Source organism: Micromonospora radicis, from assembly GCF_003583405.1.
Lineage (GTDB): Bacteria > Actinomycetota > Actinomycetes > Mycobacteriales > Micromonosporaceae > Micromonospora > Micromonospora radicis.
Window position 1 is genome coordinate 21,351 of record NZ_QXEC01000009.1, and the last position, 25,765, is coordinate 47,115.

A 25,765-nucleotide genomic window follows, 5' to 3' on the forward strand; every position below is an offset into this window, starting at 1 on the left:
TCCGATGGTCCAAGCTCAACCGCGGCCGCTGGCCGCGATGAAGCGTACGGCGCTCACCCTGGCCGACGGTCGTGAGCTGATCTACTTCGACGAGCGCGACGACGTCGTCCGGGACCAGCCGGACCGGCGCGAGTTGCCGCCGCCCCCGCCCGCCTCCCAGTTGCGTTACGACCCGCTGACCGGCGAGTGGGTGGCGCTGGCCGTGCACCGGCAGACCCGCACCTTCCTGCCACCGGCCGAGCAGTGTCCGCTCTGCCCCTCGACGGCTGACCGGCTCAGTGAGATCCCGGCGTCGGACTACGCCGTCGCGGTCTTCGAGAACCGGTTTCCGGCGTTCAGCGGACGGGTGGTCGAGGAACCAGCCGAGATGACCCCGTTCACGCCGGTCCGGCCCGGACACGGGCGCTGCGAGGTGGTCTGCTTCACCGACGACCACCACGCCAGCTTCGCCAGCCTGCCGCCGCGCCGGGTACGCACCGTACTCGACGCGCTCGCCGACCGGACCGAGGTCCTCGGCGGTCTGGACGGGGTCGAGCAGGTCTTCTGCTTCGAGAACCGGGGCGTGGAGATCGGGGTGACCCTGCACCATCCGCACGGGCAGATCTACGCGTACCCGTTCCTTCCGCCACGTACCCGGTCCCTGCTGGCCGCGGCCCGCCGGCACGCGGAGCGCACCGACGGCCGCAACCTCTACGCCGACGTGCTCGCCGCCGAACGCGCCGCCGGTGACCGGGTGGTGGCGACCAACGAACACTGGACGGCGTACGTCCCCGCCGCCGCCCGGTGGCCGTTCGAGGTGCACGTCGCACCGCACCGGCCGGTGCCGGACATCCCGGCGTTGACCGAAGCCGAACGGGACGCCTTCGGCCCGCTCTACCTGGACCTGCTGCGGCGCTTCGACGGGCTGTTCGACAGCCCGATGCCGTACATCGCCGCCTGGCACCAGGCGCCGGTCCGCGTCGACCGCGAACTGGGCCACCTGCACCTGCAGTTGTTCAGCATCCGGCGGGCGGCCGACAAGCTGAAGTACCTGGCCGGCTCCGAGTCCGGCATGGGTGTCTTCATCAACGACATCGCCCCGGAACGCGCCGCCGAACTCCTCCGCGCCGCCTGACCTCCACCTCGCCCGTTCCCCCTCCCCCGGCTGCCGCCCCGTCCCCGGCTGTCGGCTGTCGACCCGTCCCCGGCTGCCGCCCCGGGCCTGCCCCCGTACCCCTGCTTGCGCCTTTGCTCTGCTTCAACGGACGCAACGGCTTCCGGCCGGGCAGTGCGCCGGCGGGCCACCGCGGCCGGCTGATGCGTGGGTTGAAGCAGAGCAAAGGGTGGCGATGTGAGGTCCGGTCGGACAGCGCGGAGGGCGCGGGAAGGCCCGGACAGCGGGGCGCGCCGGACACGGCCGGACAGCAGGGCGCGGGGGGCCCGGGACAGGGCCCCCCGCGGGGAAGGGACGGCTGGACGGGACTGGCATCTCGTCCACCCAGGTCAACGAGGCGCGCCGGGACAGGTGACGCCGGCTGGCGTGTCTTCGTGTGACACGCGGTACGCGCCGGGTAAGCACCGAGCCCGCCGGGCCATGGTGGCCGGCGGGCTCGGTGGGTGCGGACGGGACTCAGGCGGCGAGGCGACGCGCCAGGTTCTCGTCGAGCGTGTTCATGAACTCGTCGGTGGTCAGCCACGGCGCGTCCCGCGAGATGAGCAACGAGAGGTCCTTGGTCATCTGGCCGCCCTCGACGGTGTCGACGATGACCTGCTCCAGGGTGTTGGCGAACTCGGTGACCGCCGGGGTGCTGTCCAGCTTGCCGCGGTGCGCCAGGCCCCGGGTCCAGGCGTAGATCGAGGCGATCGGGTTGGTCGAGGTCTTCTCGCCCTTCTGCCACTGCCGGTAGTGCCGGGTGACGGTGCCGTGCGCGGCCTCGGCCTCGACGGTGCGGCCGTCGGGCGACAGCAGGACCGAGGTCATCAGGCCGAGCGAGCCGAAGCCCTGCGCGACGGTGTCGGACTGCACGTCACCGTCGTAGTTCTTGCAGGCCCAGACGTACCCGCCCGCCCACTTGAGCGCGGCGGCGACCATGTCGTCGATCAGCCGGTGCTCGTAGGTGAGGCCGGCGGCGTCGAACTCCGCCTTGAACTCGTTCTCGAACACCTCGGCGAAGATGTCCTTGAACCGGCCGTCGTACGCCTTGAGGATGGTGTTCTTGGTCGACATGTAGACCGGGTAGCCACGGTCCAGGCCGTACCGGAACGAGGCCCGGGCGAAGTCCCGGATCGACTCGTCGTAGTTGTACATACCCATCGCGATGCCGCCGCCGGGGAAGTTGGCGACCTCCATCTCGACCGGGTTCGAGCCGTCGGCCGGGGTGTAGGTGATGGTCACCGTACCCGGGCCGGGGACGACGAAGTCGGTGGCCTTGTACTGGTCACCGTGGGCGTGCCGGCCGATGATGATCGGCTTGGTCCAGCCGGGGACCAGCCGCGGCACGTTGGACATGATGATCGGCTCACGGAAGACCACGCCGCCGAGGATGTTGCGGATGGTGCCGTTCGGCGACCGCCACATCTTCTTCAGCCCGAACTCTTCCACCCGGGCCTCGTCCGGGGTGATGGTGGCGCACTTGACGCCGACGCCGTGCTCCTTGATGGCGTTGGCGGCGTCGATGGTGACCTGGTCGTCGGTGGCGTCGCGGTGCTGGATCGACAGGTCGTAGTAGTGCAGGTCGACGTCGAGGTAGGGCAGGATCAGCTGCTCCCGGATCTGCTTCCAGATGATCCGGGTCATCTCGTCGCCGTCGAGCTCCACGACCGGGTTGTTTACCTTGATCTTCGCCATCGGCCGGCGCTCCTCTCGGGGGACACATGCTCAAGCAGTACGAGCGTACTGGATCCGCCTCGACCGGAAACGTCGCGGCCACCCGTTCGCCGATGGCACGGGCCGGACACGGCCCGTCGGGCCCGACGCGGCTATACCCCGCCGGGCCCGACGCATGCTCGGGCGACGCCCCGGTTCAGGCGGCCCCCTCCGGGCCGTGTACCCACTGCACCAGTTGCAGGACGACCCCGTTGGGGTCGGTGACCTGGAAGAACCGCTCCCCCCAGGGCTCGGTCTGGATCGGCGTGGTGATCGGCACACCGGCGGCCTGGATCCGGGCGTACTCGGCGTCGACGTCGTCCACCACGAAGGCGACGAGCACGCCCGCCGCCCGCTGGGTCTTCAGGCTCGACGGCTGGAGGCTGGCCAGCCCGGTACGCAGGAAGATCAGGTTGAAGCCGACCCCGTCCCGGGTCAGCGAGACGAACCCGTCGGCCGCCATCTCCTCCCGGAACCCGAAGTGCTGCTGGACGAACGCGGCCGAGGCCGGCACGTCGTCGACGTTGAGCGAGATGGCCGCTGCGGTGATCTGCACGCGCACTCCCTGAGAACGGAAACCTTACTTCGTACAGTGTACAACGTACTGCGTACGACGATTTGACCTGCGAAGATCGGAGGGTGTCCCATCGCACCGGCGGCGGCGATCCCGCCCACACCCTCCGCCTGCTCTGGCGGCAGCCCGACGCGGGCGCCCGACGCGGCCCACGCCAGGGTCGCTCCCTCGACGACATCGTCGCGTCCGCCATCGCGCTGGCGGACGCCGAGGGACTGGACGCGGTGACCATGCGGGCGCTCGGCCAGGCCGTCGGCGCGGCACCGATGACCCTCTACACGTACGTGCCGGGCAAGGCCGAGCTGCTCGACCTGATGCTGGACGCGATCTACGCGGAGCTACCCCGACCGGACCGCTCGGGCGAGTCGTGGCGCAGCCGGGTGGCGGCGCTCGCCCGGGACAACCGCGAACTCTTCGCCGCCCACCCCTGGGCCGCCGAGGTCGCCACCGGCCGGCCGCCGCTGGGCCCCGGCCTGATGGCGAAGTACGAACACGAGTTGCGCGCCTTCGACGACACCGGGCTGGACGACGTGACCCGGGACGCCGCGTTGACCTTCGTACTCGACTTCGTCCGGGCCGCGGCCCGCTCGGCGGCGGAGGCCCGATCGGCCCGGCAGGACAGCGCCTGGACCGACGAACAGTGGTGGGCGGCGAACGCACCGCTGCTCGCGCAGGTGCTCGACGAACGGCGGTACCCGACCGCCGTCCGGGTCGGCGCCGCGGCGGGCGCCGCCCAGAACGCCGCCTATGATCCCGACCAGGCGTACGAGTTCGGCCTGGCCCGCGTCCTCGACGCCCTCACCGTGCTGATCGACGGACGCGCCGACGCCGGTCGACCATGACGACCAAGAGGTTTGCGTCCCGGATCGACTTCACCGAGACGCAAACCTCTTGGTCAACTCACCAGGGTGCGGGGAATCACATGTTGGCGACGTCGGCCTGCTTGGCGCGGACGGCCTCGGCGGCGGCGTTCAGGCTGGCCCGCTCGTCGGCGTCCAGGTCGGTCTCGACGACCCGCTTGACGCCCGTCGCACCGATCTCGGCCTCGACGCCCAGGTAGACGCCGGAGATGCCGTACTCGCCGTCGACCCAGGCGCAGACCGGCATGACCTCGCCGGAGTCCTCCGCGACGGCCCTCGCCATCCGGGCGGCGGCGGCCGACGGGGCGTAGTACGCCGAACCGGTCTTGAGCAGCGCCACCACCTCGGCGCCGCCGTTGCGGGTCCGGACCACCAGGTCCTCGATCTGCTCGGCCGGCATGACCTCGCGCAGCGGCTTGCCGCCGACGGTGCTCTTCGACGGGACCGGGACCATGGTGTCGCCGTGCGAGCCGAGGGTCAGCGTCTTTACCGACTTCACCGGTACGCCGAGCGCCTCGGCCACGAAGTTGGTGAACCGGGCGGTGTCCAGCATGCCGGCCTGGCCGAGCACCCGCTGGTGCGGGAACTGGGTGGCGAGCTGGGCCAGCGCCGTCATCTCGTCCAGCGGGTTGGAGACCACGATCACCACGGCGTTCGGGGCGTACTTCGCGACGTTCTCCGAGACCTGCCGGACGATCTTGGCGTTGGTCTCCAGCAGGTCCATCCGGCTCATCCCCGGCTTGCGCGGCAGACCGGCGGTGATCACCACGACGTCGGAGCCCTCGATGGCCTCGTAGCCCTCGCCGTTCGGCCCGGTGGTGACGCCGACCACCTTGGTCTCGAAGCCCTCGACGGCCCGCGACTGGTTGAGGTCCAGGGCGAGACCGGCGGGCTTGCCCTCCACGATGTCGGTGATGACGACGGTGTCGAAGACGTCGTACTCGGCCAGGCGCTGTGCGGTGGTGGAGCCGTAGAATCCGGCGCCGACGACAGTGACTTTCTTACCCATGGTCGTCCCACTCCCTGATACCAGTCGGTTTTCCGGACCGTATCAGCCATCCTGGCACCGATCGGGCCAGGGGCGGACGGTTATGGGCCTTCCTTCACCTCAGTCGCGTTCGGCGCGCTCCACCACGTTGCTGAGGAGCATGGCCCGGGTCATCGGGCCGACCCCACCGGGCATCGGCACCAGCTTGCCGGCGACCTCGACGACCTCCGGGTCCACGTCGCCGGTGTAGCGACCCTTGCCGTCCGAGCCGATCACCCGGGTGATGCCGACGTCGACCACGACCGCACCCGGCGTGACCATGTCGGCGGTGAGCAGCCCGGGTACGCCGGCCGCCACGATCACGATGTCCGCACCGCGGGTGTGCGCCGCGAGGTCGAGGGTGCCGGTGTGGCACAACGTGACCGTGGCGTTCTCGCTGCGCCGGGTGAGCAGCAGCCCGAGCGGGCGGCCGACCGTGTTGCCCCGGCCCACCACCGCGACGTTGGCGCCGCGCAGCGGCACGTCGTGCCGGCGGAGCAGCTCCACGATGCCGCGCGGGGTGCACGGCAGCGGCGCGTCGTAGCCGAGCACCAGCCGACCCAGGTTGACCGGGTGCAGGCCGTCGGCGTCCTTGTCCGGGTCGATCAGCTCCAGCACCCGCTGGGTGTCCAGGTGACCGGGCAGCGGCAGCTGGACGATGTAGCCGTGGCAGGCCGGGTCGGCGTTCAGCTCGGCGATGGTCCGGTCGACCTGCTCCTGGGTGGCGTCGGCCGGCAGCTCACGCCGGATCGAGGCGATGCCGACCTCGGCGCAGTCCCGGTGCTTTCCGTTGACGTACGCCTGGGAACCGGGATCACTCCCGACCAGCACCGTGCCGAGCCCCGGCACGGTGCCCCGTTCCGCCAGCGCCTTCACCCGCGCCCGCAGCTCGTCCTTGATCTCGGCCGCGGTCGCCTTGCCGTCCAGAAGCGTCGCCGTCACGAGCAGATCGTCTCACGACCGGCACCGCCGACTCCGCCGACCACGGGGTCCGGGCGCCCCAGATCTCGGCAGCTACTTTCTGTGACGTGTGGTTAGTCACTTTGCGTAACGGGTTGCGGCATCGGTCCCAGTCGAGCAGGACGCCCGGGCATGAACCCACCCAACACGACGATCATGAACTTCGGGCACAGCCGGGCCGAAGGCTCACCTGAGCCTGCCGGACGTTCCCAGATTTCCGCAGCCCAGACCGGCAAACGCGAGCAATGCGTAGCACGGGCGCCGACCACCGACAAGGCGGGGGGTCTCATTCTGTTACCCGTTCGCAACCGCTACGTTGCCGACTCGCGGTGCACGACCTACCGTTGCCCGTCGTTGCGCAGAGTCACCCAACGCCGGGCCTGACTGCACTGCGTGAGGATATGAGGAGGCTCAATGCGTGTTCGTAGGCTCGCCGCCTGGACCGCCCTCCCGCTCGCGGTGACCCTGGGCCTGGTGGCCTGCGGCTCGGGCGGTAATGGCGGATCCGGCGAGAGCGACCCCAACGCGGCCGTGCGGATCGAGATCGCCGAGCCGCAGCACCTGGTGCCCACCAACACCAACGAGACGAGTGGCTCGCAGGTGCTCGCCGCCCTGTTCAGCCCGCTGGTCGACTACGACGAGGCGAACAAGCCGTACGAGGTGGCGGCCGAGTCGATCACGTCCGAGGACAACACCACCTGGACCGTGAAGCTCAAGGACGGCTACACGTTCCACAACGGCGAGGACGTCACCGCCGACAACTACGTCGACGCCTGGAACTACGGCGCGTACGCCCCCAACGGCCAGAACTCGAACTACTTCTTCGAGAAGATCGCCGGCTACGACGACCTGCAGGGCGACAGCCCGAAGGCGCAGACGCTCAGCGGGCTGAAGAAGGTCGACGACCACACCTTCACCGTGACGCTGTCCCAGCCGTACAGCGAGTTCAAGTCGATCCTCGGCTACACCGCCTTCTACCCGCTACCGAAGGCCGCCTTCTCGGCGCCGGGCAAGCTGGCCGACGGCTACGAGCAGGCACCGATCGGCCAGGGCCCGTTCAAGATGAAGGGCAGCTGGCAGCACGACGCCAAGGTCGAGGTCGAGCGGTACGACGCCTTCCCGGGGCAGCAGCCCAAGGTGGCCGGCGTCGAGTTCCGCATCTACCAGCAGCCGACCGCCGCGTACGCGGACGTGCTGTCGGACAACCTCGACGTGATCAAGACCATCCCGATCGAGAACCTCTCCACCGCCGCCACCGACCTGGGCGACCGGTACCAGCAGAGCCCGGCGTCGACGCTGCAGGTGCTCGCCTTCCCCACGTTCGAGCAGGAGTACAGCAACCCGGACGTGCGCAAGGCCATCTCGATGGCGATCGACCGGGAGGAGATCACCCGCTCGATCTTCAAGGACTCGCAGCAGCCGGCCCGCTCGTTCGTCTCGCCGGTGGTCGCCGGATACCGGGAGAACACCATCGGTGCGGCCGGTGAGTTCGACCCGGCGAAGGCCAAGGCGCTGTACCAGGCCGCCGGTGGCCCGTCGAAGATCACGCTGTCCTACAACGGCGACGGCGGCCACAAGGACTGGGTCGACGCCACCTGCAACCAGCTCAAGGCCAACCTGGGCGTGGACTGCGTCGGCAACGCCGAGCCGAAGTTCGCCGACCTGCTGACCAAGCTGAAGGCGAAGCAGTCGGTGGGCCTGTTCCGGATGGGCTGGGTGATGGACTACCCGTCGATGGAGAACTACCTGGGCCCGCTGTACAGCAGCAACGGCTCGTCGAACTACTACGGCTACAGCAACCCCGAGTTCGACAAGCTGCTCGCCGAGGGCGTCAGCGCGTCGAGCGAGGAAGAGGCGATCAAGAAGTACCAGGCCGCCGAGGACCTGCTGGCCGAGGAACTGCCGGTGATCCCGCTGCGGTTCGGCCAGAACAACTTCGGACACTCGACCAAGGTCAAGAACGTCGAGATGGATCTCTTCGACCGGATCGACCTGCTCAAGATCGAGGCCGTGAAGTAACACCCACGCAGGCGGGTCGGGTCACCGCGAGGTGACCCGACCCGCCACGCGGTTCGCCCCTTTTCAGAGAGACTGCCAAGTATGTTCCGCTTCATCGTGCGGCGCCTGCTCCAGATGGTCGTGGCCTTCTTCGGCACCACGCTGATCGTCTACGCGCTGATGTTCGCCGGCCAGGGCGACCCCATCCAGGCGCTGGCCGGCGAGCGCCCGGTGACCGCCGCGCAGCGGGCATACCTCACCGAGAAGTACCACCTCGACGCGACCGGGGTCGGCGGCTTCTTCTACCGCTACTTCGACTACATCTCGAACCTGCTCCGGGGCGACCTGGGCGAGTCGCTCACCGGGCGCTCCATCGGGGAGATCCTCGCCGCCGCCTGGCCGGTCACCATCAAGCTGGCGCTGATCGCCATCGCGGTCGCCGTCGTCTTCGGCGTCACCGCGGGCGTACTCGCCGGGATCCGGCGGGCCAGCATCTTCGACAACGCCACGCTGCTGCTGACCCTGCTGGTGCTCGGCATCCCGACCATCGTGCTCGCCCCGCTCGCGCAGTACTTCCTGGGCGTCAAGTGGCAGCTCTTCCCGGCCACCTCCGGCGCCGACCCCGACTTCTACGCACTGCTGCTGCCCGGCATCGTGCTCGGCTCGCTCTCCCTGGCCACCGCGCTGCGGTTGACCCGAACCTCGGTGGCCGAGAACCTGCGCGCCGACTACGTGCGGACCGCCCGGTCGAAGGGGCTGCCGAGGCGTCGGGTGGTCAGCGTGCACGTGCTGCGCAACTCACTGATCCCGGTGATCACCTTCCTCGGCGTCGAGCTGGGCAACCTGATGAGCGGCGCGATCATCACCGAGGGCGTGTTCAACATCCCGGGCGTCGGCTTCAACCTCTTCCGGGGCATCCGCACCGAGGACGGCCCACTGGTGGTGGGCATCGTCAGCGTGCTCGTCGTGGTCTACCTCGTCTCCAACCTGGTGGTGGACGTCCTGTACGCCGTACTAGACCCGAGGATCCGCTATGAGTGAGCGCAGCGAGGTGGCGGCATGAGCGACTTCGAGACGGTGGCGGCGTCCGAGGACCAGGCCGCGCGGCGCGGACCCTCGGGTGAGCCGGGTACGCCGAACCGGGTCGGCCAGCCGCGCAAGCCACGCAGCCTGGCCGGTGACGCCTGGCGTGACCTGCGCCGAAAGCCGATCTTCTGGATCAGCCTGGTTCTGGTGCTCGTGGTGACCGGGATGGCCGTCGCGCCGGGGCTGTTCACCGGCAACGACCCGACGGACTGCGTGCTGTCCCGGCAGCATGCCGCGCCCTCCGGCGGCGCCCTCTTCGGGTACGACTTCCAGGGCTGCGACACGTACGCCCGGGCGGTCTACGGCGCTCGCGCGTCGCTGCTGGTCGGCGCCCTGAGCGCGCTGCTCACCGGGGTGATCGCGTTGGTCGTCGGGATGCTCTCCGGCTACTTCGGCGGCTGGGTCGACGCGGTGCTCTCCCGGGTGATCGACATCGTGCTCGGCATCCCGCTGCTGCTGGCCGCGATCGTGCTGCTGAAGCGGGTGTCCACCGACAGCGCCACGGTGCGCCTCGGCTCGGTGATCTTCGTACTGGCGGTGCTCGGCTGGACGACCGCCGCCCGGGTGGTCCGCTCTTCGGTGATCACCGCACGGGAGCAGGACTACGTGGCGGCGGCCCGGATGCTGGGCGCCGGCAACGGCCGGATCATGTGGCGGCACATCCTGCCGAACGCGCTCGCCCCGGCCATCGTGGTGCTGACCATCGCGCTCGGCTCGTTCATCGCCGCCGAGGCGACCCTGTCGTTCCTCGGCATCGGCCTGCGGGAGCCCACCATCTCCTGGGGCATCGACATCAACAACGGGCGGGTACACATGCGGGAGTCGGCCACCCCGCTGGTGGTCCCGTCGACCTTCCTCGCGTTGACCGTGCTGGCGTTCATCATGCTCGGCGACGCGATCCGCGACGCCTTCGACCCGAAGCTGCGGTGACTCACATGAGCCAGCACGCCGTCCAACCGACCCCGGCCTCCCCCACCCCGCCCGGCGGGCACCTGCTCGAACTGCGTGATCTGCACATCGAGTTCCGTACCGGCGAGGGCGTGGCCGAGGTGATCAACGGGGTCAGCTACCACCTCGACCCGGGCGAGACGCTCGCCGTGCTGGGTGAGTCCGGCTCCGGCAAGTCCGTCACCGCGCAGGCCATCATGGGCATCCTGGACAGCCCACCGGCGCACGTCACTTCCGGCCAGATCCGTTACCAGGGCCGTGACCTGCTGACCCTGCCCGAGGAACAGCGCCGGCAGGTACGGGGCAAGGAGATCGCCATGATCTTCCAGGACGCCCTCTCCGCACTGAACCCGGTCTTCCCGGTCGGCTGGCAGATCGGTGAGACGCTGCGCCAACGCCTCGGGATGTCCCGGTCCGACGCCCGCCGCCGGTCGGTGGAGCTGATGGACCTGGTGCAGATCCCGGCGGCGGCCAACCGGCTCGGCGACTACCCGCACCAGTTCTCCGGCGGGATGCGGCAACGCGTCATGATCGCGATGGCGCTGGCCATGGAGCCGAAGGTGCTCATCGCCGACGAGCCCACCACGGCGCTCGACGTCACCGTCCAGGCCCAGATCATGGACCTGCTCGCCGACCTACAGCGGAACCTCGACATGGCGATGATCCTGATCACCCACGACCTCGGGGTGGTCGCCGACGTGGCGGACCGGATCGCGGTCATGTACGCGGGCCGGATCGTCGAGCACGCCGACGTCCGCTCGCTGTACCGGGCGCCCGCCCACCCGTACACCAAGGGATTGTTGGAGTCGATCCCACGACTGGACCAGCGGAGCGGGAAGCTCACCACGATCCCGGGCCTGCCACCGAACCTGATGGACATCCCCGGTGGCTGTCCCTTCCACCCCCGGTGCCGGTACGTCCAACAGGTCTGCCTGGACGTGGTGCCGCACGACCTGGTGCTCGGCGACGGCCGGACCAGCGCCTGTCACTTCGCGCAGGAGGTACGCGATGACCGCGCCCGCTAGGCCCACCAAGGTGCGGGGCGAGACGATCCTCGACGTCAACCACGTGGTCAAGCACTTCCCGATCACCCAGGGGGTGCTGTTCAAGCGCAAGGTCGGCGCGGTCAAGGCCGTCGACGGGGTCAGTTTCCAACTGCGTCGGGGCGAGACGCTGGGCATCGTCGGCGAGTCCGGCTGCGGCAAGTCCACCCTCGCCCGGTTGCTGATGCGGCTGGAGCGACCGACCGCCGGCCGGGCCACCCTGGCCGGGCAGGACCTCTTCGCCGCCTCCGGCGGCGAACTGCGCCGGATCCGCCGCAACATGCAGATGGTGATGCAGGACCCGTACACCTCGCTGAACCCGCGGATGACCGTCGGGGACATCATCGGCGAACCGTTCGAGATCCATCCGGCGGCGGCACCGAAGGGCAGCCGCCACCGCCGGGTCCAGGAGCTGCTCGACGTCGTCGGGCTGAACCCGGAGCACATCAACCGCTACCCGCACCAGTTCTCCGGCGGGCAGCGGCAACGCATCGGCATCGCCCGGGCGCTGGCGCTGCGCCCCGAGGTGATCGTCTGCGACGAGCCGGTCTCCGCCCTCGACGTCTCCATCCAGGCCCAGGTGATCAACCTGTTGGAGGAGTTGCAGGACGAGCTGGGGCTGTCGTACATCTTCATCGCCCACGACCTGTCGGTGGTCCGGCACATCGCCGACCGGGTCGCGGTCATGTACCTCGGCCGGATCGTGGAGATCGGCACCGAGGACCAGATCTACGAACGGGCCACCCACCCGTACACCCAGGCGCTGCTCTCCGCCGCGCCGCTGCCCGACCCGGACGCCCGGGAGCACCGCAGCATCATCCGGCTCACCGGCGACGTGCCGAGCCCCGCGAACCCGCCGAGCGGCTGCCACTTCCGCACCCGCTGCTGGAAGGCCCAGGAGATCTGCGCGACCCAGGACCCGCAGGCGGTGCCACGGGCCGCCGACCCCCACCCGTCCGCCTGCCACTTCGCCGAGCTGCGCCCGCAGCATTGAGGACGGACTGGGCCGATCCTTTGTGGAATCAGCGCCTGTCGACGGATGTCGTGCCCCGGTCCACTGACTAGGGTCAGGGCCGTGACGCAGGTGGCGTTTCAGCCGACTACGAGCCCCACGGTCCCGGTCGCCGCGAGGGACAGCCAGATCACCCCGCGGTACGTGCGGGCCACCATCGCGGTCGCCGCCCTCGGCACCGCCTGGTGCGCCGCGAACTTCACGGTCGGTGCCGGCACCGAGGCGCTCGCGTACGCCTTCGTACCCGTCGGCGGGGTCTTCGCCGCCGCGTCCGTCGTCCACCTGCTCCACCACGCCGACCTCGCGCCGGTCACCCGGCGCTTCTGGCGTGCGCTCCTCGTCGCGGCGGTCACCATCACCTTCGGGTACGGCTGGCTGGCGCTGGACATGTTGACGCACGCCGCCGAGGCCCGTACGCGAAGCATGCCGTTGCCGGCCGCGGCCTGCGTGGCGATCGGATTCGTCGTCGCCAGCTGGGCGGTGGCCCGGGTGCCGGTCGTCGAGGCCGGCGGGGTCGAGCGGTGGCGCATCCTGCTCGACCGCATGATCGCGTTTCTCGGCTGCGCGGCCCTGCTCTGTTACGTCGGGCTGGCCCCGATGCTGGCCGCCGAGGAGCCCTGGAGCCCGCAGGCGATGGCGCTGGTCGGGCTCGCGTTCCTGGTCGCGGTCGGCGCCGCGACCAAGGTGTCCTTCATCGCCGGCGGCCCCGTGGACCGCGTCGCCCTTCGACTCGTCGCGGCCAGCGGCGGCGTCACCGCCGGAATCGTCGCCGTGCTCGCGGTCCGGTACGGATACATCGCCGCCATCCCCGCCCAGGCGATCGTGATGCCACTGACCCCGGTGCTCTTCACGCTCGGCGTCACGGCGCAGTGGCGGGCCGAACTCGGGATCCGCCGCGATCGGGCCCGCAACGGCATGCTCCTGCCGTACCTGGCCGTGGTGGCGGTCGACGTGCCGCTGCTGGCGGTCGCGTTCGGCGCCCCGCTGAACTGGCCGGTCCGAGTGGTCCTGATCGCCGCCGTCGTGGTGACCGGGCTGGTCAGCGCGCGACAGTTCATCGCCTACCGGGAGAACGCCCGGCTGCTGCGCAACACTCGTGTGCAGGAGGAGCGCCTCCAGCACGAGGTCAGCCACGACGGCCTCACCGGGCTGGCCAACCGGGTGCTCTTCCGGGACCGGCTCGCGTCCGCGCTCGACGCGCCGACACCCACGTCGGTGCTCCTGGTCGACCTGGACGACTTCAAGACCGTCAACGACCTGCTCGGTCACGGTGTCGGTGACCGGCTGCTCGTCTCGGTCGCCCAACTGCTGCGCGCCGAGGTCGGCGACGACGGCCTGCCGGTACGGGTCGCCGGTGACGAGTTCGCCGTCCTGCTCACCGGCGCGGATGCCGACCCCGAGGAGCTGGCCGGTCGGCTGCTGGCCGCGCTCGACCAGCCGATCAGCCAGCACCGCCTGCTGGTGCAGGCCAGCATCGGCATCGCCGACGCGGTTCCCGGGGCCACCGTCGACTCGGTGCTGCGGGACGCCGACGTCGCCATGTACACGGCCAAACAGCGCGGTAAGGCAAGCTTCGTCCGGTACGTGGACGGCATGGGTGAGCCGGTGCTGGCGCACATGCAGCTCGGCGGCGAACTGCGCCGGGCACTGGACGACAACGAACTACGGGTCGTCTACCAGCCGATCCTGCGGCTCGACGACAACCGGCTGGTCGGGGTCGAGGCACTGGTGCGCTGGCACCACCCGACCCGGGGCGTGGTCGGCCCGGCCGAGTTCATCCCGGCCGCCGAACGGACCGGTCTGATCGTGCCACTGGGCCGGTTCGTGCTGCGCGAGACGTGCCGCCAGGCGGCAGCGTGGTCACTGGAGTTCGGGCCGGACGCACTGCGCGAGGCGGGCCTGAACGTCTCCGCTCGACAACTGCACGACCCTGACTTCGTCGCTGACGTGACGGCCGCGCTTGCCGAGAGCGGACTGCCCTGCGAGCGGCTGGTGCTGGAGGTGACCGAGTCGGCGGTGCTCCGCGGCCAGCAGGTGTCCCGGACCCTCTTCGAACTCGACCGGATGGGGATCCGCCTCTCGCTGGACGACTTCGGCACCGGCGAATCGTCGCTGAGTCTGCTGCGGGCCTTCCCCGCCGCGATCGTGAAGCTCGACAAGACCTTCGTCGACGGTATCGAGATCGACGACGGCCAGGCCGCGGCGGCCGACGCCCGGCAGGCGGTGGCCCGCGCGGTGATCCAACTCGCCCACGCGCTCGGCCTGGAAACCGTCGCCGAGGGCGTCGAGAGCGCCGAGCAGGTCGCCGTGCTCCGCGACCTCGGCTACACCCGCGGCCAGGGCTACCACCTGGCCCGGCCGATGACCGCCGAAGGTGTCTCCGCGCTGCTGGCCCGCCAGCGGACGATGACCATCCGACCGTGATGGACTGCCCGGTCAGAAGCACATCCTGCATCTGGCGTGATTTCACAGTGAAATAATGATTTCAGGGTGAAATCAGCGTCCTGAAGGAACATCGCCCCGCAGACCAGCCGAGTGGCTCGCGATCGAGACACCGGACCGAGGCCGCCGCCGGGCAGCCGACGCGGCACTAGTGGAAGAAGTGGCGGGTACCGGTCAGGTACATGGTGACTCCGGCCTGCTCGCAGGCAGCGATCACTTCCTCGTCGCGGATCGAGCCACCCGGCTGGACGATCGCCCGGATGCCGGCGTCGAGAAGGATCTGGGGGCCGTCGGCGAACGGGAAGAAAGCGTCCGAAGCGGCGACCGAACCCTTGGCCCGGTCAGCACCGGCGCGGCTGACCGCCAGGCGGGCCGAGTCGACCCGGTTGACCTGGCCCATGCCGACGCCGACGGTCGCGCCGTCACGGGCCAGCAGGATCGCGTTGCTCTTCACCGCGCGCACGGCCCGCCAGGCGAACGCCAGGTCGGCCAGGGTCTCCGGGTCGGCCGCCTCGCCGGTGGCCAACCGCCAGGTCGCCGGGTCGTCGCCCGCGGCGTCGATCGCGTCGCGCAGCTGCCCCAGCACGCCGCCGGTGACCTGTCGCCACTCGGTCGGCCGCGGGCGGAACTCCGGTGCCCGCAGCAGCCGGATGTTCTTCTTCGCCTGGAGCACCTCGACCGCGCCGGGCTCGTAGCCGGGCGCCACCACGACCTCGGTGAAGATCTCGGCGATCTGCCCGGCCAGTTCGACCGAGACCGGCCGGTTCACCGCGATCACGCCACCGAAGGCGGAGACCGGGTCAGAGGCGTGCGCCTTGCGGTGCGCCTGCGCCACGTCCGCGCCGACGGCGATGCCGCACGGGTTGGCGTGCTTGATGATCGCCACCGCCGGCTGGTCGGCGAAGTCGTTCGCGGCCCGCCAGGCGGCGTCCGCGTCGACGTAGTTGTTGTACGACATCTCCTTGCCATGCAGTTGCTCGGCCTGGGCGAGGCCGGGCGGGCCGGCCGGGTCGGCGTAGAGGGCGGCGGCCTGGTGCGGATTCTCGCCGTAGCGCAGCACCGCCTGACGGCGCAGCGCCTGCCCGGCGAACTGCGGCCAGCCGTCGCCGGCCGGGGCCAGGGTGGTGGCGAACCAGTCGGCGACCGCCACGTCGTACTCGGCGATGTCGGCGAAGGCGCGGGCGGCCAGCGCCCGGCGCTGCTCCAGGGTGAAGCCGCCGGCCACCAGCGCGGCCAGCAGCTGCGGGTACGCGGCCGGATCGGTCACCACCGCCACCGAGGCGTGGTTCTTGGCGGCGGCCCGGACCATCGCCGGTCCACCGATGTCGATCTGCTCGACACACTCGTCCTGGCTCGCGCCGGAGGCGACGGTGGCCTGGAACGGGTACAGGTTGGACACCAGCAGGTCGATCCCGGCGATGCCGTGCTCGTCGAGCTGGGCGGCGTGGGTCTCCTTGCGCAGGTCGGCGAGGAGTCCGCCATGGATCTTCGGGTGCAGGGTCTTCACCCGCCCGTCGAGGATCTCCGGAAAGCCGGTCACCTGCTCCACTGCCGTCACCGGCACGCCGGCACCGGCGATCGTCGACGCGGTGCTGCCGGTGGAGACCAACTCCACCCCGGCGGCGTGCAGCGATCGGGCCAACTCGACCAGGCCGGTCTTGTCGTAGACGCTGACCAGTGCCCGCCGGATCGGGCGACGCCCGTCCTGGATGGAACTCACGGTACGGTGACCTTTCTTCCGGTGATCGTCCAGCCGTCGCGGACCAGCCGGCCCACCTGCTCGACGAGTTGCTGCCGCTCGGCTTCCTTGATGCGCTCGGTGAGCGTGTCCACGTCGTCGTCGTCGCGGACCGGCACGGCCACCTGCGCGACGATCGGCCCGGTGTCCATCCCGGCGTCGACGAAGAAGAGGGTCGCCCCGGTGACCTTCACGCCGTAGGCGAGCGCGTCCCGCGGGCCGTGGATGCCGGGAAACGCCGGCAACAGGGTGTTGTGCGTGTTCAGGTAGCGATCGCCGAAGGCGGCCAGGAAACGCTCGCCGACCAGCTTCAGGAACCCGGCGGAGATGACCAGGTCGGGCCGGTGCTCGGCGACCCGCGCGGTGAGCGCGGCGTCCCACTGCTCGCGCGTCGGGTGGTCCTTGACCCGTTCCACGAAGGTCGACACCCCGGCCGCGGCGGCCCGGTCCAGGCCGACGATCCCGTCGCGGTCCGCGCCCACCGCGACCACCCGCGCCCCGTACGCCGGGTCGGCGGTCGCGTCCAGCAGTGCCTGCAGGTTGCTTCCGGAGCCGGAGACGAGGACGACGATGCGGGCGGGCTCGGTCACCGCGTCACCCTATCCGGCGGCTGACCGGCGCCCAGACGCTGGGCGGCACGCCGTCACGTCACTGCCGAAGTCGCCCCGACCGGGTACGCTGCCGCTCGCTCGGCCCGGCACTCGTCCGGCCCGCACCCGTCAGCGAACGCAACGTGAGGAGCACGTCAACATGCAGCCCGGATACCAGTCACAGCCGCCCCAGCAGGTCGACAACAACATGACAATGTCGATCGTCGCGATCTTCCTGTTCTGGCCGCTGGCCATCCCTGCGATCATCAACGCCTCGAAGGTCAACCCGCTGCTCCAGCAGGGTGACTTCGCCGGTGCCCAGGCGGCGGCGGCCGAGTCGAAGAAGTGGTCCAAGTGGGCCCTGATCGCCGGCATCTCCTGGATCGCGATCGTCCTGGTCTGCTGCGTGGGCGGCAGCCTGCTCGGCGCGATCAGCGGCGGCAACGCGATGAGCTACTGAGCCGGATGCAGCCCGGTAACCCCGGTCAGGACCCGTACGGCCAGCAACCGCCGTACGGGGACCCGACCTCGTCGCCTCCGGCCAACCCGTACGCTCCGCCTCCGGCCAACCCGTACGCTCCGCCCCCGGCGAACCCGTACGCCCCGGCGGCGGACCCGTACGCCCCGGCCGCCGATCCGTACGCTCCGGCGGATCCGTACCCCCCGTCTACCGATCCGTACGGCCAGCAGCCGGCCGGCCCTGGGCCGACCTCCCCCGCACCGTACGACCCGTACGCGCCCCCGCCCACCGGCCAACCCCCGGCCTACGGCCAACCCCCGGCCTACGGGCAACCGGCCTACGGGCAGCCCCCGGCCTACGGGCAGCCCCCGACGTCGGGCCAACCGTACGGCCAGCCCTACGCCGACCCGTACGCCGCCCAACAGCCGTACGGTTCCCCGCCGATGTACCCGCACGCCGGCTTCGCCGCACCGGGTGGCCAGCAGAACACCCTCGGCCTGCTGTCGATGATCTTCGGCATCGCGTCGATCCCACTGGTCTGCTGCTACCTCGGCATTCCGCTGGGGATCGCCGCGGTGATCACCGGCTGGATGGGCAAGCAGAAGGCCGATCAGGGTCTGGCCAACAACTCGGGCCAGGCGCTCGCCGGCCTGATCTGTGGCGGGATCGGCGCCCTGTTGGGTCTGCTCCAGATCGTGTTGGTAGTGGTGAACTTCAGCCTGCCGATGCAGCCGTGATCAGGGCGGACCGAGGGGCGTTCCGGAGCACCGGGACGCCCCTCGACCGTCTACCGGACTGACCGGCGGGCAGACAGCGGCACGGCCGCCCGGCCGGCAAACAGCGGCACGGCCGCCCGGGAACATCGGGGAAGAGCCCGTCGCGGACGACGACGAGCTACCCGGCCTGGACCGGGCCGGGTAGCTCACCGGAGCCGGGGTCGGTCAGGGTACCGGCGGCGCAGCCGTCGGCGAGGATCCCGATCAGGACGGTCGGCGTCCGGATCGCCGCCACGGTGGTCTCCCGCGGTGCGGCGTAGCCGGGTACCGGGCTACCGAAGAGCAGGGCGTACTCGGCAGACCTCCGGAGGTCCGCCATCTCCGCCCTCGCCGTCGGCGTCCGCCGGTCGCTCAGTTGGCGAGCCGGGCGAGCCAGCGGGTGGCGGCGGCACCGAGCAGCGCACCGGCACCGATGACCACGGTGGCCGCGAGCGCCACCTGCCAGCCCACCGGCCCGAGTTCGGCCAGCCGGCCCGCGCCGAGCGGACCACCGGAGGCTTCGGCGACCACGCCCATCAGCAGGCCGGTCACCGGCCCGGCGAGCACCGCCGGGAACAGCAACGCGCCCCAGCTCAGCGGCGTCCGTTCGGCGGCGGCGGCGCGGAGCAGCCGGCGACCGAGCAGGGCACCGACCACCATCCCCACCAGGGCGGGCAACGCGAGGATCGCGGCCGACCAGAGGCCGTCGACCGGCCCACTGGGCAGTCCGGCGACCAACGGCAGGGCCGGCAGCGCCCCGACGGCGACCTCGCTGGTGCGCACCGCGGTGTCGGTGCCCACGGCGAAGCCGGGGCCGAGCAGGTAGCTGGTCGACCAGACGGCGGCGTTGGGCGCGTAGGCCAGGCTCACCAGGGTGATGCCGGCCTGCCCGGCCACGCCGGTGCGGTAGGCGCCGATCAGGTCGGTCGCGTCGCCGCCGCCGGTCGCCACGGCCAGTCCCGCCACGCCCGCGCCCACCCCCAGCAGCACCAGCCCGGCCACCACTCCGCCCTGCAGACCCGCCCGCAGCGGCCGCGGCGCCCGGGCCGCGAGCAGGTCGGCCACCCTGCTCGTGCGGGCCGCGCCGATACCGGCGGCGGCGGTGCCGAGGAGCGCGAGCGTCACCCCGGACCGCGCCGGCGACACGCCGATCCCGCCGGACCCGGCCAGCACCGCGGCCAGTACCCCCAGCAAGGCATACCCGACGCCGACGGTCACCGCGGCCACCAGGGTACGACTCACCGAGCGGCTGCCGCGGGCCCCGATGGCCCGGGTGACGTGCACCCCAGCGCGGGTGAGCCGCCACACCGCCAGGGTGGTCACCGCGAGCGGCGGCAGGCCGAACGGGCCGGTGGCCGTGCTCAGCGGCACGCCGTGCCCGAGCAGCCAGCCGGCCGCCCCGGCGGGTACCGCGCCGAGCAGGCTGGCGGAACCCTCACTGAGCTGGAAGAGCCAGAGTACGAACGCGACCGGCAGCCAGGAGGTGAGAGCGGCCCCACCGGCGGCCACCAGGCCGGCGACCAGCAGCGGTGCGTGGCTGCGGCCGGTGGGCTCGCCACGCGGCAGCGGCACCCGGCGCGGTGGGCCGGCCCGCCCCGGCGGCCGGGCACCGGCGCCACGGGCCTCGGTGGCCCGACGGGGCTGGTCAGGGGTGACGGATGACATCGGTTCTACTCTGGCATGTCGCGCCCGCGTCGGCTGCCCGACACCACCCCACCAGGACAGCTAGTTGACCGATCGCGTGTGAGTACGGCGCTCCTCCTCTAGCCTCGGCACCATGGGCCGCGATCCACGTCGCGGCAGCGAGCCTCCGGAGGGAAGTCGTGAACACTCCGTATCCACCGCCTCCACCGCCGCCCGCCGGCCGGGACCGGACCACGCTCTGGGGCGTGCTGGGCATCGTGCTGGGCGTCATCTGCTGCGGCATCCTCGGCATCGTCTTCGGCTGGCTGTCGATCCGCGACGCGCGGCGGTACCACCAGTCGCCGGTGCTGGGCTACGTGGCCATCGGGCTGGGTGTGCTCAACATCGTCGTCAGCCTGATCCTGCAGGCGACCGGCAACTACCCGGGCTGGAACCGCTGAGGGGCCGACCTGACGGTCGGCCCCTCAGCGCGGGTCAGCGGTCCGGTCAGCGGCCGGACATGATCTCCCGCATCAGCTTGGCGGTCTCGGTCGGCGTCTTGCCGACCTTGACGCCGACCGCTTCCAGCGCAACCTTCTTCGCGTCGGCGGTGCCCGCCGAGCCGGAGATGATCGCACCGGCGTGCCCCATGGTCTTGCCGGGGGGCGCGGTGAAGCCGGCGATGTAGCCGACCACCGGCTTGGTGACGTTGGCCTTGATGAACTCGGCCGCCCGCTCCTCGGCGTCGCCGCCGATCTCACCGATCATCACGATCGCGTCGGTGTCCGGGTCCGCCTCGAACGCGGCCAGCGCGTCGATGTGGGTGGTCCCGATGATCGGGTCGCCACCGATGCCGACGCAGGTGGAGAAGCCGATGTCGCGCAGCTCGTACATCATCTGGTAGGTCAGCGTCCCGCTCTTGCTGACCAGGCCGATCCGCCCGGTGCCGGTGATGTCGGCCGGGATGATGCCGGCGTTGGAGGCACCCGGCGAGGCGATGCCGGGGCAGTTCGGGCCGATGACCCGGGTCCGCTCGCCCTTGGCGACGTTGTACGCCCAGAACGCGGCGGTGTCGTGCACCGGTACGCCCTCGGTGATCACCACGGCCAGCGGGATCTCCGCGTCGATCGCCTCGATGACCGCGCCCTTGGTGAACTGCGGCGGTACGAAGATGACGGTGACGTCCGCCCCGGTGTCCTTCATCGCGTCGGCGACGCTGGCGAACACCGGCAGCTCGGTGCCGTCGAAGTCGACGGTGGTACCCGCCTTGCGCGGGTTCACGCCGCCGACGACGTTGGTGCCGGCCGCGAGCATCCGCCGGGTGTGCTTGGAACCCTCGGAACCGGTCATCCCCTGCACGATGACCTTCGAGTCCTTGGTCAGCCAGATTGCCATGATCAGACCCCCGCAGCCGCCAGCTCGGCGGCCCGCTCGGCCGCGCCGTCCATGGTGTCGACCCGCTCGATCAGCGGGTTGTTCGCGCCGTCGAGGATCGCCCGACCGGCCTCGGCGTTGTTGCCGTCGAGCCGGACGACGAGCGGCTTGGTGACCTGCTCGCCGCGCTGCTCCAGCAGGGCCAGCGCCTGGACGATACCGTTGGCGACCGCGTCGCAGGCGGTGATGCCGCCGAAGACGTTGACGAAGACGCTCTTCACCGCCGGGTCCGAGAGCACGATCTCCAGGCCGTTGGCCATCACCGCGGCGCTCGCGCCGCCGCCGATGTCGAGGAAGTTGGCCGGCTTGACGTTGCCGTGCCGTTCACCGGCGTAGGCGACCACGTCGAGCGTGGACATCACCAGACCCGCGCCGTTGCCGATGATGCCGACCTCGCCGTCGAGCTTGACGTAGTTGAGGTCCTTCTCCTTGGCGGCCTGCTCCAGCGGATCCACGGTGGCCTGGTCGACCAGCGCCTCGTGGTCCGGGTGCCGGAAGCCCGCGTTCTCGTCCAGCGAGATCTTGGCGTCCAGCAGCAGCAGCTTGCCGTCCTTGGTCTTGGCCAGCGGGTTCACCTCGACCAGGGTGGCGTCCTCGGCGACGAACGCCTGCCACAGGCCCACCGCGGCCTCGACGACCTGGTCGGCGACCTCGGCCGGGAATCCGGCGGCGGAGACGATCTCCCGCGCCTTGGCCTCGTCCACCCCTTCGACCGCGTCGATCGGGGCCTTGACGACCTTCTCCGGAGTCTCGGCAGCAACCTGCTCGATGTCCATGCCGCCGGCCACGCTGGCGATGCAGAGGAAGGTGCGGTTCGCTCGATCGAGCAGGTACGAGAAGTAGTACTCCTCGGCCACGTCGGCGGTCACCGTGATCATGACCTTGTGGACCGTGTGACCCTTGATGTCCATGCCGAGGATGTCGGTGGCCCGGGCCACCGTCTCCTCCGCGCCCTCGGCCAGCTTCACGCCGCCGGCCTTGCCTCGGCCGCCGACCTTCACCTGCGCCTTGACGACCACCCGGCCGCCGAGGCGTTCGGCGATCGCGCGGGCCTCCTCCGGGGTCGTGGCGACGCCGCCGGCGAGCACGGGTAGACCGTGCCGCTCGAACAGGTCCCGCCCCTGGTATTCGTACAGGTCCACGATTGCGCGTCCCGTCCCGTCTCCGCGGCGCACCGTCGCGCCGCCACCAGCGTATGGAAAGAAAATAGTGCGATGCCTGACATCAGTCGAAGTTGACGCAGGCCGACGAACCCCGTACCGCCCGAACCGCGCGGCGCGCACGCACCCCGCCCGGCCCTGCGGTCCGGCGGACCGCAGGAGGTGGTAATGGGTTCATTGGGCGCAGCCTAGCGATGCCGGCACGGCCGGCAACCGAGCGGGTGCACGGTGTGCGGTAATCCACAGCCATCGCGACGCTGTGTCACCACACCGCAGCGGACCGGCCTCGCTTCACCCGTTCGAGCGATCTGGCCGCCCCGGCCAGGGTTCTCGGCGGTGGTGCGTAACCCCGCCGGAAGGGCGTCGTTGAGTCAGGTGTCGGCGCGCTGGAAGCGCGACGACGGCCAGAAAGATGACGGCCAGAAAGCGGCACCACCAGCAAGACAACAGAAGACGGCCGATGCCCTGTCGGTCGAGGGGTGGCGGCGGGGCATCGTGCATAGAGGGGCCGGGCGTGTGAGGGGTGCGTCCGGCCCCTCCCTCTGTGTGTCCACGCCGGGCATCCGCGCCGGCCGTCGGCGTACGCCCCGTGGGCCGTCAGCTCACCGGTTGGGCGACGTTCTCCCGAACCCATTCCACGATGGACTGGGTCGTGGCGCCCGGGGTGAAGATCTTGGCCACGCCGAGCTGCGCCAGCTCGGGCAGGTCGGCGTCGGGAATGATGCCGCCACCGAAGACCACGATGTCCCGGGCGTCGCGCTCGTCGAGCAGTTGGAGCACCCGACGGAACAGCGTCATGTGCGCACCGGAGAGCACCGACAGGCCGACCGCGTCCGCGTCCTCCTGGATGGCGGTCTCCACGATCTGCTCCGGCGTCTGGTGCAGGCCGGTGTAGATGACCTCCATGCCGGCGTCGCGCAGGGCGCGGGCCACCACCTTTGCGCCACGGTCGTGGCCGTCCAAGCCCGGCTTGGCGACGACGACCCGAATACGAGAGCTCATCTGCGCAATCCCTTTCACCGGCCCTGCGGCACTCGCCTTAACGAACGGTAACCCGACCGACCGGGGACGGGGAACGGGGGCCGGCACGAACCCCGAACTCCCCGGCGCCGGGACCACACCCAGAGGCACGACCGACCCGGTTCACGTCAAGGCGGACGACTCCGCCGTTCGGTCACCGTGCGCGACGAACGGACGATAACCGGGGCACCCCTCCGGGGTAGCGAGCCATGACAATCACGGACGGAAAGGGACAGAATGGAGCAGCCAATTCGGCGCTCCGGCTTGTGACTCGACTGACGGTTGGCTACCGTGTCCACGGTTGTCATCAGGTCTACGGACGGGTGACGACGCGAGCAGCCGGCGGATCGGGGCCCACCCGGACGACGGCAGACCGCATCGGAACCCCGACAACGGAGGGTGTGCGTGCGCCAGCGCCTGTCGTCTGAGCCCGATCGATATCGCGGTCGCCGCCGCGTACCCACCCCCCCGCGCAGCCGCTACGCGGCCGTCGTCACCACCGCGTTCGTCGGGGCCGGTGTGGTGGCCCTGGGAGCCGGCGCGCTACCGGACGCCAAGAGCGTCAGCCCGTCGGTACTCGACGAACTCAAGCAGGCCTCGATCAGCAGCCAGGGCGCGGCGGACCGCGCCGACGCCGCCGACCGTGCCTCGCGGGACAGCCGGGGCAGTGCGGAGATCGTCGCCGACTCCGGCGTCTGGCTCCTGCCGTTGCAGGGCTACGACTTCAACTCCCCGTACGGGATGCGCTGGGGCAAGCTGCACGCCGGGGTCGACCTGGTCGCCCCGGAAGGCACCCCGTACGTCGCGATCCACGAGGGCACGGTCACCAAGGCCGGCTGGTTCGGTGGCTACGGCTACGCGGTCATCGTCCAGCACGCCGACGGCAGCGAGGCCATCTACGGCCACTCCTCGGCGGTCAGCGTCCGGGAGGGTCAGCAGGTCAAGGCCGGTGACCAGCTCGGGCTGGTCGGCAACACCGGCCACTCGTACGGCTCGCACCTGCACCTGGAGATCCATGTCAAGGGCGAGCCCCTCGACCCGGTGCCGTGGTTGCAGGAGCGCGGAGTGGACATCAAGCTACAAGTCGAGGCAATCTACAGCGAGGTAGCGGAGTCCTGACCCTGCGTCAGGCCCGCTTACCGCCCGGATCGTTCGATCCGGGCGGTTTTGTTTGCCCTCGGGTGGAGGAAAGTATCCCAGCTCACAGCCGGGATTGTGGCGGACGCCACAGCCTCCGGTCGAGGTCGTTCCGGTCAGCCGACGACACCGGTGGACAGAACCGGACAGCACGCTGGACGGTGTCGACCGCCGGCCGAACCCCCGGTACCCACGGTGCACCGGATCGACACCAGGATTTCGAGGTCACGTGCCACTCGATCCAGTGAGGTCCGCCGTGCAGGACGACAGCACCACCCCGTACCGGAAGATCCCCGACGCCCCGGCCCGCCACCGCCGCCGCATCGGCTGGCGTGGCCACGGCCTGGCCATCGGCGCGGTCGCCCTGGTCGCACTCGGCGGCGTCGCCGTCGCCACCCGCGACGACCGCGCCACGCCGAGCCCGGTCTCCCTCGACGCGCAGGCGCTCGCCGAGGCCGCCGCCCGCGCCGAGGCCGCCGACCGCGCCGACCGCTCGGCCCGCGAGGCGACCGCCCCCAGCACACCGGCCAGCAGCCCGTCCCCCTCGGCCAGCCCGACCGCCAGCCCGACGCCGACCGCCAAGCCCAGCCCGAAGGCGACCAAGGCCGTCAAGGCCGCGCCGAAGCCGACCAAGAGCGCGACCCCGAAGTCGTCCTGGGTGATCCCGATGGCGGGGGCCGCCATCACCTCCTGCTACGGCCCCCGCTGGGGCACCCTGCACGCCGGCATCGACTTCGCGCTGCCCGCCGGTACCCCGGTCCGCGCCGCGTTCGGCGGAACCGTCACCAAGGCCGGCGACGTCGGCGACGGCTACGGCATCTCCGTCTTCGTCGACCACGGCAACGGCTACCTCACCCACTACGCCCACCTGAGCACCGCCAAGGTGAGCGTGGGCGAGAAGGTCAGCACCGGCCAGACCATCGGGCTGGAAGGCTCCACCGGCGACTCGACCGGGCCGCACCTGCACTTCGAGGTGCACCAGGGCCAGATGTGGAACCAGATCGACCCGGCACCGTTCCTGCGCGCCCGCGGCATCGACGTCGCCTGCTGATC

24 protein-coding genes are annotated in these 25,765 nt (G+C 70.8%); 13 read left to right on the forward strand and 11 right to left on the reverse strand.

All coding sequences use genetic code 11. The annotated features are described in order from the left end of the window. The first annotated feature begins 37 nt into the window (after window positions 1-37). The gene (gene galT, locus D2L64_RS11420) at window positions 38-1,114 is read left to right on the forward strand and encodes a galactose-1-phosphate uridylyltransferase (protein WP_119575483.1); all 1,077 of its coding nucleotides are present in this window, start codon (window positions 38-40) and stop codon (window positions 1,112-1,114) included. 495 nt (window positions 1,115-1,609) lie between these two features. On the opposite strand, the gene D2L64_RS11425 is transcribed toward galT, so the two are convergent. Together D2L64_RS11425 and D2L64_RS11430 are read right to left on the reverse strand one after the other, a co-directional pair. Continuing rightward, window positions 1,610-2,827, reverse strand: coding sequence for an NADP-dependent isocitrate dehydrogenase (locus D2L64_RS11425; RefSeq protein ID WP_119575219.1), 1,218 nt, complete (start codon window positions 2,825-2,827; stop codon window positions 1,610-1,612). Between the two features lie 175 nt (window positions 2,828-3,002). After that, the gene (locus D2L64_RS11430; protein ID WP_119575485.1) at window positions 3,003-3,401 is read right to left on the reverse strand and encodes a VOC family protein; all 399 of its coding nucleotides are present in this window, start codon (window positions 3,399-3,401) and stop codon (window positions 3,003-3,005) included. A gap of 83 nt (window positions 3,402-3,484) precedes the next feature. On the opposite strand from D2L64_RS11430, the gene D2L64_RS11435 reads away from it, so the two are divergent. Continuing rightward, window positions 3,485-4,261, forward strand: a complete 777-nt coding sequence (locus D2L64_RS11435; RefSeq protein ID WP_119575221.1) for a TetR/AcrR family transcriptional regulator — start codon at window positions 3,485-3,487, stop codon at window positions 4,259-4,261. A 76-nt stretch (window positions 4,262-4,337) separates the two neighbouring features. Here D2L64_RS11435 and mdh read toward each other — a convergent pair whose 3' ends face one another. Beyond that, window positions 4,338-5,288, reverse strand: coding sequence for a malate dehydrogenase (gene mdh, locus D2L64_RS11440; protein WP_119575223.1), 951 nt, complete (start codon window positions 5,286-5,288; stop codon window positions 4,338-4,340). Between the two features lie 99 nt (window positions 5,289-5,387). Then, the gene (locus D2L64_RS11445; protein ID WP_119575225.1) at window positions 5,388-6,248 is read right to left on the reverse strand and encodes a bifunctional methylenetetrahydrofolate dehydrogenase/methenyltetrahydrofolate cyclohydrolase; all 861 of its coding nucleotides are present in this window, start codon (window positions 6,246-6,248) and stop codon (window positions 5,388-5,390) included. 432 nt (window positions 6,249-6,680) lie between these two features. Between D2L64_RS11445 and D2L64_RS11450 the strand changes: the two genes are divergently transcribed. From D2L64_RS11450 to D2L64_RS11475, 6 genes are all read left to right on the forward strand, one after another. Beyond that, window positions 6,681-8,285: a peptide ABC transporter substrate-binding protein gene (locus D2L64_RS11450; RefSeq protein ID WP_119575227.1), complete on the forward strand. Its 1,605-nt coding sequence runs from the start codon at window positions 6,681-6,683 to the stop codon at window positions 8,283-8,285. Window positions 8,286-8,366: 81 nt separating this feature from the next. Next, the gene (locus tag D2L64_RS11455; protein WP_119575229.1) at window positions 8,367-9,305 is read left to right on the forward strand and encodes an ABC transporter permease; all 939 of its coding nucleotides are present in this window, start codon (window positions 8,367-8,369) and stop codon (window positions 9,303-9,305) included. Between the two features lie 18 nt (window positions 9,306-9,323). Next, complete coding sequence (locus tag D2L64_RS11460; protein ID WP_119575231.1) at window positions 9,324-10,280, forward strand: ABC transporter permease; 957 nt, start codon at window positions 9,324-9,326, stop codon at window positions 10,278-10,280. Window positions 10,281-10,285: 5 nt separating this feature from the next. Further along, complete coding sequence (locus D2L64_RS11465) at window positions 10,286-11,323, forward strand: ABC transporter ATP-binding protein (protein ID WP_119575233.1); 1,038 nt, start codon at window positions 10,286-10,288, stop codon at window positions 11,321-11,323. Beyond that, complete coding sequence (locus D2L64_RS11470) at window positions 11,307-12,335, forward strand: ABC transporter ATP-binding protein (RefSeq protein WP_119575235.1); 1,029 nt, start codon at window positions 11,307-11,309, stop codon at window positions 12,333-12,335. The genes D2L64_RS11465 and D2L64_RS11470 overlap by 17 nt, the downstream gene beginning before the upstream one ends. Window positions 12,336-12,497: 162 nt before the next feature. Further along, window positions 12,498-14,777 carry a putative bifunctional diguanylate cyclase/phosphodiesterase gene (locus D2L64_RS11475; protein ID WP_233558913.1) on the forward strand — a complete coding sequence of 760 codons (2,280 nt, stop codon included), beginning with the start codon at window positions 12,498-12,500 and terminating at the stop codon, window positions 14,775-14,777. A gap of 166 nt (window positions 14,778-14,943) precedes the next feature. Here the strand turns inward: D2L64_RS11475 and purH are convergent, their stop codons facing one another. Both purH and purN read right to left on the reverse strand, forming a co-directional pair. Continuing rightward, window positions 14,944-16,515, reverse strand: coding sequence for a bifunctional phosphoribosylaminoimidazolecarboxamide formyltransferase/IMP cyclohydrolase (purH, locus tag D2L64_RS11480; RefSeq protein WP_119575239.1), 1,572 nt, complete (start codon window positions 16,513-16,515; stop codon window positions 14,944-14,946). Continuing rightward, the gene (purN, locus tag D2L64_RS11485) at window positions 16,512-17,123 is read right to left on the reverse strand and encodes a phosphoribosylglycinamide formyltransferase (protein ID WP_119575241.1); all 612 of its coding nucleotides are present in this window, start codon (window positions 17,121-17,123) and stop codon (window positions 16,512-16,514) included. The genes purH and purN overlap by 4 nt, the downstream gene beginning before the upstream one ends. Window positions 17,124-17,283: 160 nt before the next feature. Between purN and D2L64_RS11490 the strand changes: the two genes are divergently transcribed. Both D2L64_RS11490 and D2L64_RS11495 read left to right on the forward strand, forming a co-directional pair. After that, window positions 17,284-17,583, forward strand: coding sequence for a CD225/dispanin family protein (locus D2L64_RS11490; protein WP_119575243.1), 300 nt, complete (start codon window positions 17,284-17,286; stop codon window positions 17,581-17,583). A 5-nt stretch (window positions 17,584-17,588) separates the two neighbouring features. Continuing rightward, window positions 17,589-18,320 carry a DUF4190 domain-containing protein gene (locus D2L64_RS11495; RefSeq protein WP_119575245.1) on the forward strand — a complete coding sequence of 244 codons (732 nt, stop codon included), beginning with the start codon at window positions 17,589-17,591 and terminating at the stop codon, window positions 18,318-18,320. A gap of 157 nt (window positions 18,321-18,477) precedes the next feature. On the opposite strand, the gene D2L64_RS11500 is transcribed toward D2L64_RS11495, so the two are convergent. Continuing rightward, window positions 18,478-18,678, reverse strand: a complete 201-nt coding sequence (locus D2L64_RS11500; protein WP_233558914.1) for a TetR-like C-terminal domain-containing protein — start codon at window positions 18,676-18,678, stop codon at window positions 18,478-18,480. Window positions 18,679-18,710: 32 nt separating this feature from the next. Continuing rightward, a complete protein-coding gene (locus D2L64_RS11505; protein WP_119575247.1) occupies window positions 18,711-20,003 on the reverse strand; it encodes a cell division protein PerM in 1,293 nt (430 codons plus the stop codon). Window positions 20,004-20,161: 158 nt separating this feature from the next. Between D2L64_RS11505 and D2L64_RS11510 the strand changes: the two genes are divergently transcribed. Beyond that, the gene (locus D2L64_RS11510) at window positions 20,162-20,422 is read left to right on the forward strand and encodes a DUF4190 domain-containing protein (protein WP_119575249.1); all 261 of its coding nucleotides are present in this window, start codon (window positions 20,162-20,164) and stop codon (window positions 20,420-20,422) included. Between the two features lie 46 nt (window positions 20,423-20,468). Here the strand turns inward: D2L64_RS11510 and sucD are convergent, their stop codons facing one another. The 3 genes from sucD to D2L64_RS11525 form a co-directional block, all read right to left on the reverse strand. Further along, window positions 20,469-21,356 carry a succinate--CoA ligase subunit alpha gene (gene sucD / locus D2L64_RS11515; protein ID WP_119575251.1) on the reverse strand — a complete coding sequence of 296 codons (888 nt, stop codon included), beginning with the start codon at window positions 21,354-21,356 and terminating at the stop codon, window positions 20,469-20,471. Window positions 21,357-21,358: 2 nt separating this feature from the next. After that, entirely contained in the window at window positions 21,359-22,537 is a 1,179-nt protein-coding gene (gene sucC, locus D2L64_RS11520) for an ADP-forming succinate--CoA ligase subunit beta (protein WP_119575253.1), read from the reverse strand. Between the two features lie 615 nt (window positions 22,538-23,152). Further along, entirely contained in the window at window positions 23,153-23,557 is a 405-nt protein-coding gene (locus D2L64_RS11525; protein ID WP_119575254.1) for a cobalamin B12-binding domain-containing protein, read from the reverse strand. A gap of 423 nt (window positions 23,558-23,980) precedes the next feature. On the opposite strand from D2L64_RS11525, the gene D2L64_RS11530 reads away from it, so the two are divergent. Together D2L64_RS11530 and D2L64_RS11535 are read left to right on the forward strand one after the other, a co-directional pair. Then, complete coding sequence (locus D2L64_RS11530) at window positions 23,981-24,694, forward strand: M23 family metallopeptidase (RefSeq protein ID WP_119575487.1); 714 nt, start codon at window positions 23,981-23,983, stop codon at window positions 24,692-24,694. A gap of 274 nt (window positions 24,695-24,968) precedes the next feature. After that, window positions 24,969-25,763, forward strand: a complete 795-nt coding sequence (locus tag D2L64_RS11535; RefSeq protein ID WP_119575256.1) for a M23 family metallopeptidase — start codon at window positions 24,969-24,971, stop codon at window positions 25,761-25,763. The last annotated feature ends 2 nt before the right edge of the window (window positions 25,764-25,765 follow it).

Bases quoted from the DNA above. Each gene is read 5' to 3' on its own strand.
- galT (WP_119575483.1), top strand. From the start codon at position 38: ATGAAGCGTACGGCGCTCACCCTGGCCGACGGTCGTGAGCTGATCTAC.
- D2L64_RS11425 (WP_119575219.1), bottom strand. From the start codon at position 2,827: ATGGCGAAGATCAAGGTAAACAACCCGGTCGTGGAGCTCGACGGCGAC.
- mdh (WP_119575223.1), bottom strand. From the start codon at position 5,288: ATGGGTAAGAAAGTCACTGTCGTCGGCGCCGGATTCTACGGCTCCACC.
- D2L64_RS11450 (WP_119575227.1), top strand. From the start codon at position 6,681: ATGCGTGTTCGTAGGCTCGCCGCCTGGACCGCCCTCCCGCTCGCGGTG.
- D2L64_RS11455 (WP_119575229.1), top strand. From the start codon at position 8,367: ATGTTCCGCTTCATCGTGCGGCGCCTGCTCCAGATGGTCGTGGCCTTC.
- D2L64_RS11460 (WP_119575231.1), top strand. From the start codon at position 9,324: ATGAGCGACTTCGAGACGGTGGCGGCGTCCGAGGACCAGGCCGCGCGG.
- D2L64_RS11465 (WP_119575233.1), top strand. From the start codon at position 10,286: ATGAGCCAGCACGCCGTCCAACCGACCCCGGCCTCCCCCACCCCGCCC.
- D2L64_RS11470 (WP_119575235.1), top strand. From the start codon at position 11,307: ATGACCGCGCCCGCTAGGCCCACCAAGGTGCGGGGCGAGACGATCCTC.
- D2L64_RS11490 (WP_119575243.1), top strand. From the start codon at position 17,284: ATGCAGCCCGGATACCAGTCACAGCCGCCCCAGCAGGTCGACAACAAC.
- D2L64_RS11495 (WP_119575245.1), top strand. From the start codon at position 17,589: ATGCAGCCCGGTAACCCCGGTCAGGACCCGTACGGCCAGCAACCGCCG.
- D2L64_RS11500 (WP_233558914.1), bottom strand. From the start codon at position 18,678: ATGGCGGACCTCCGGAGGTCTGCCGAGTACGCCCTGCTCTTCGGTAGC.
- D2L64_RS11505 (WP_119575247.1), bottom strand. From the start codon at position 20,003: ATGTCATCCGTCACCCCTGACCAGCCCCGTCGGGCCACCGAGGCCCGT.
- sucD (WP_119575251.1), bottom strand. From the start codon at position 21,356: ATGGCAATCTGGCTGACCAAGGACTCGAAGGTCATCGTGCAGGGGATG.
- D2L64_RS11525 (WP_119575254.1), bottom strand. From the start codon at position 23,557: ATGAGCTCTCGTATTCGGGTCGTCGTCGCCAAGCCGGGCTTGGACGGC.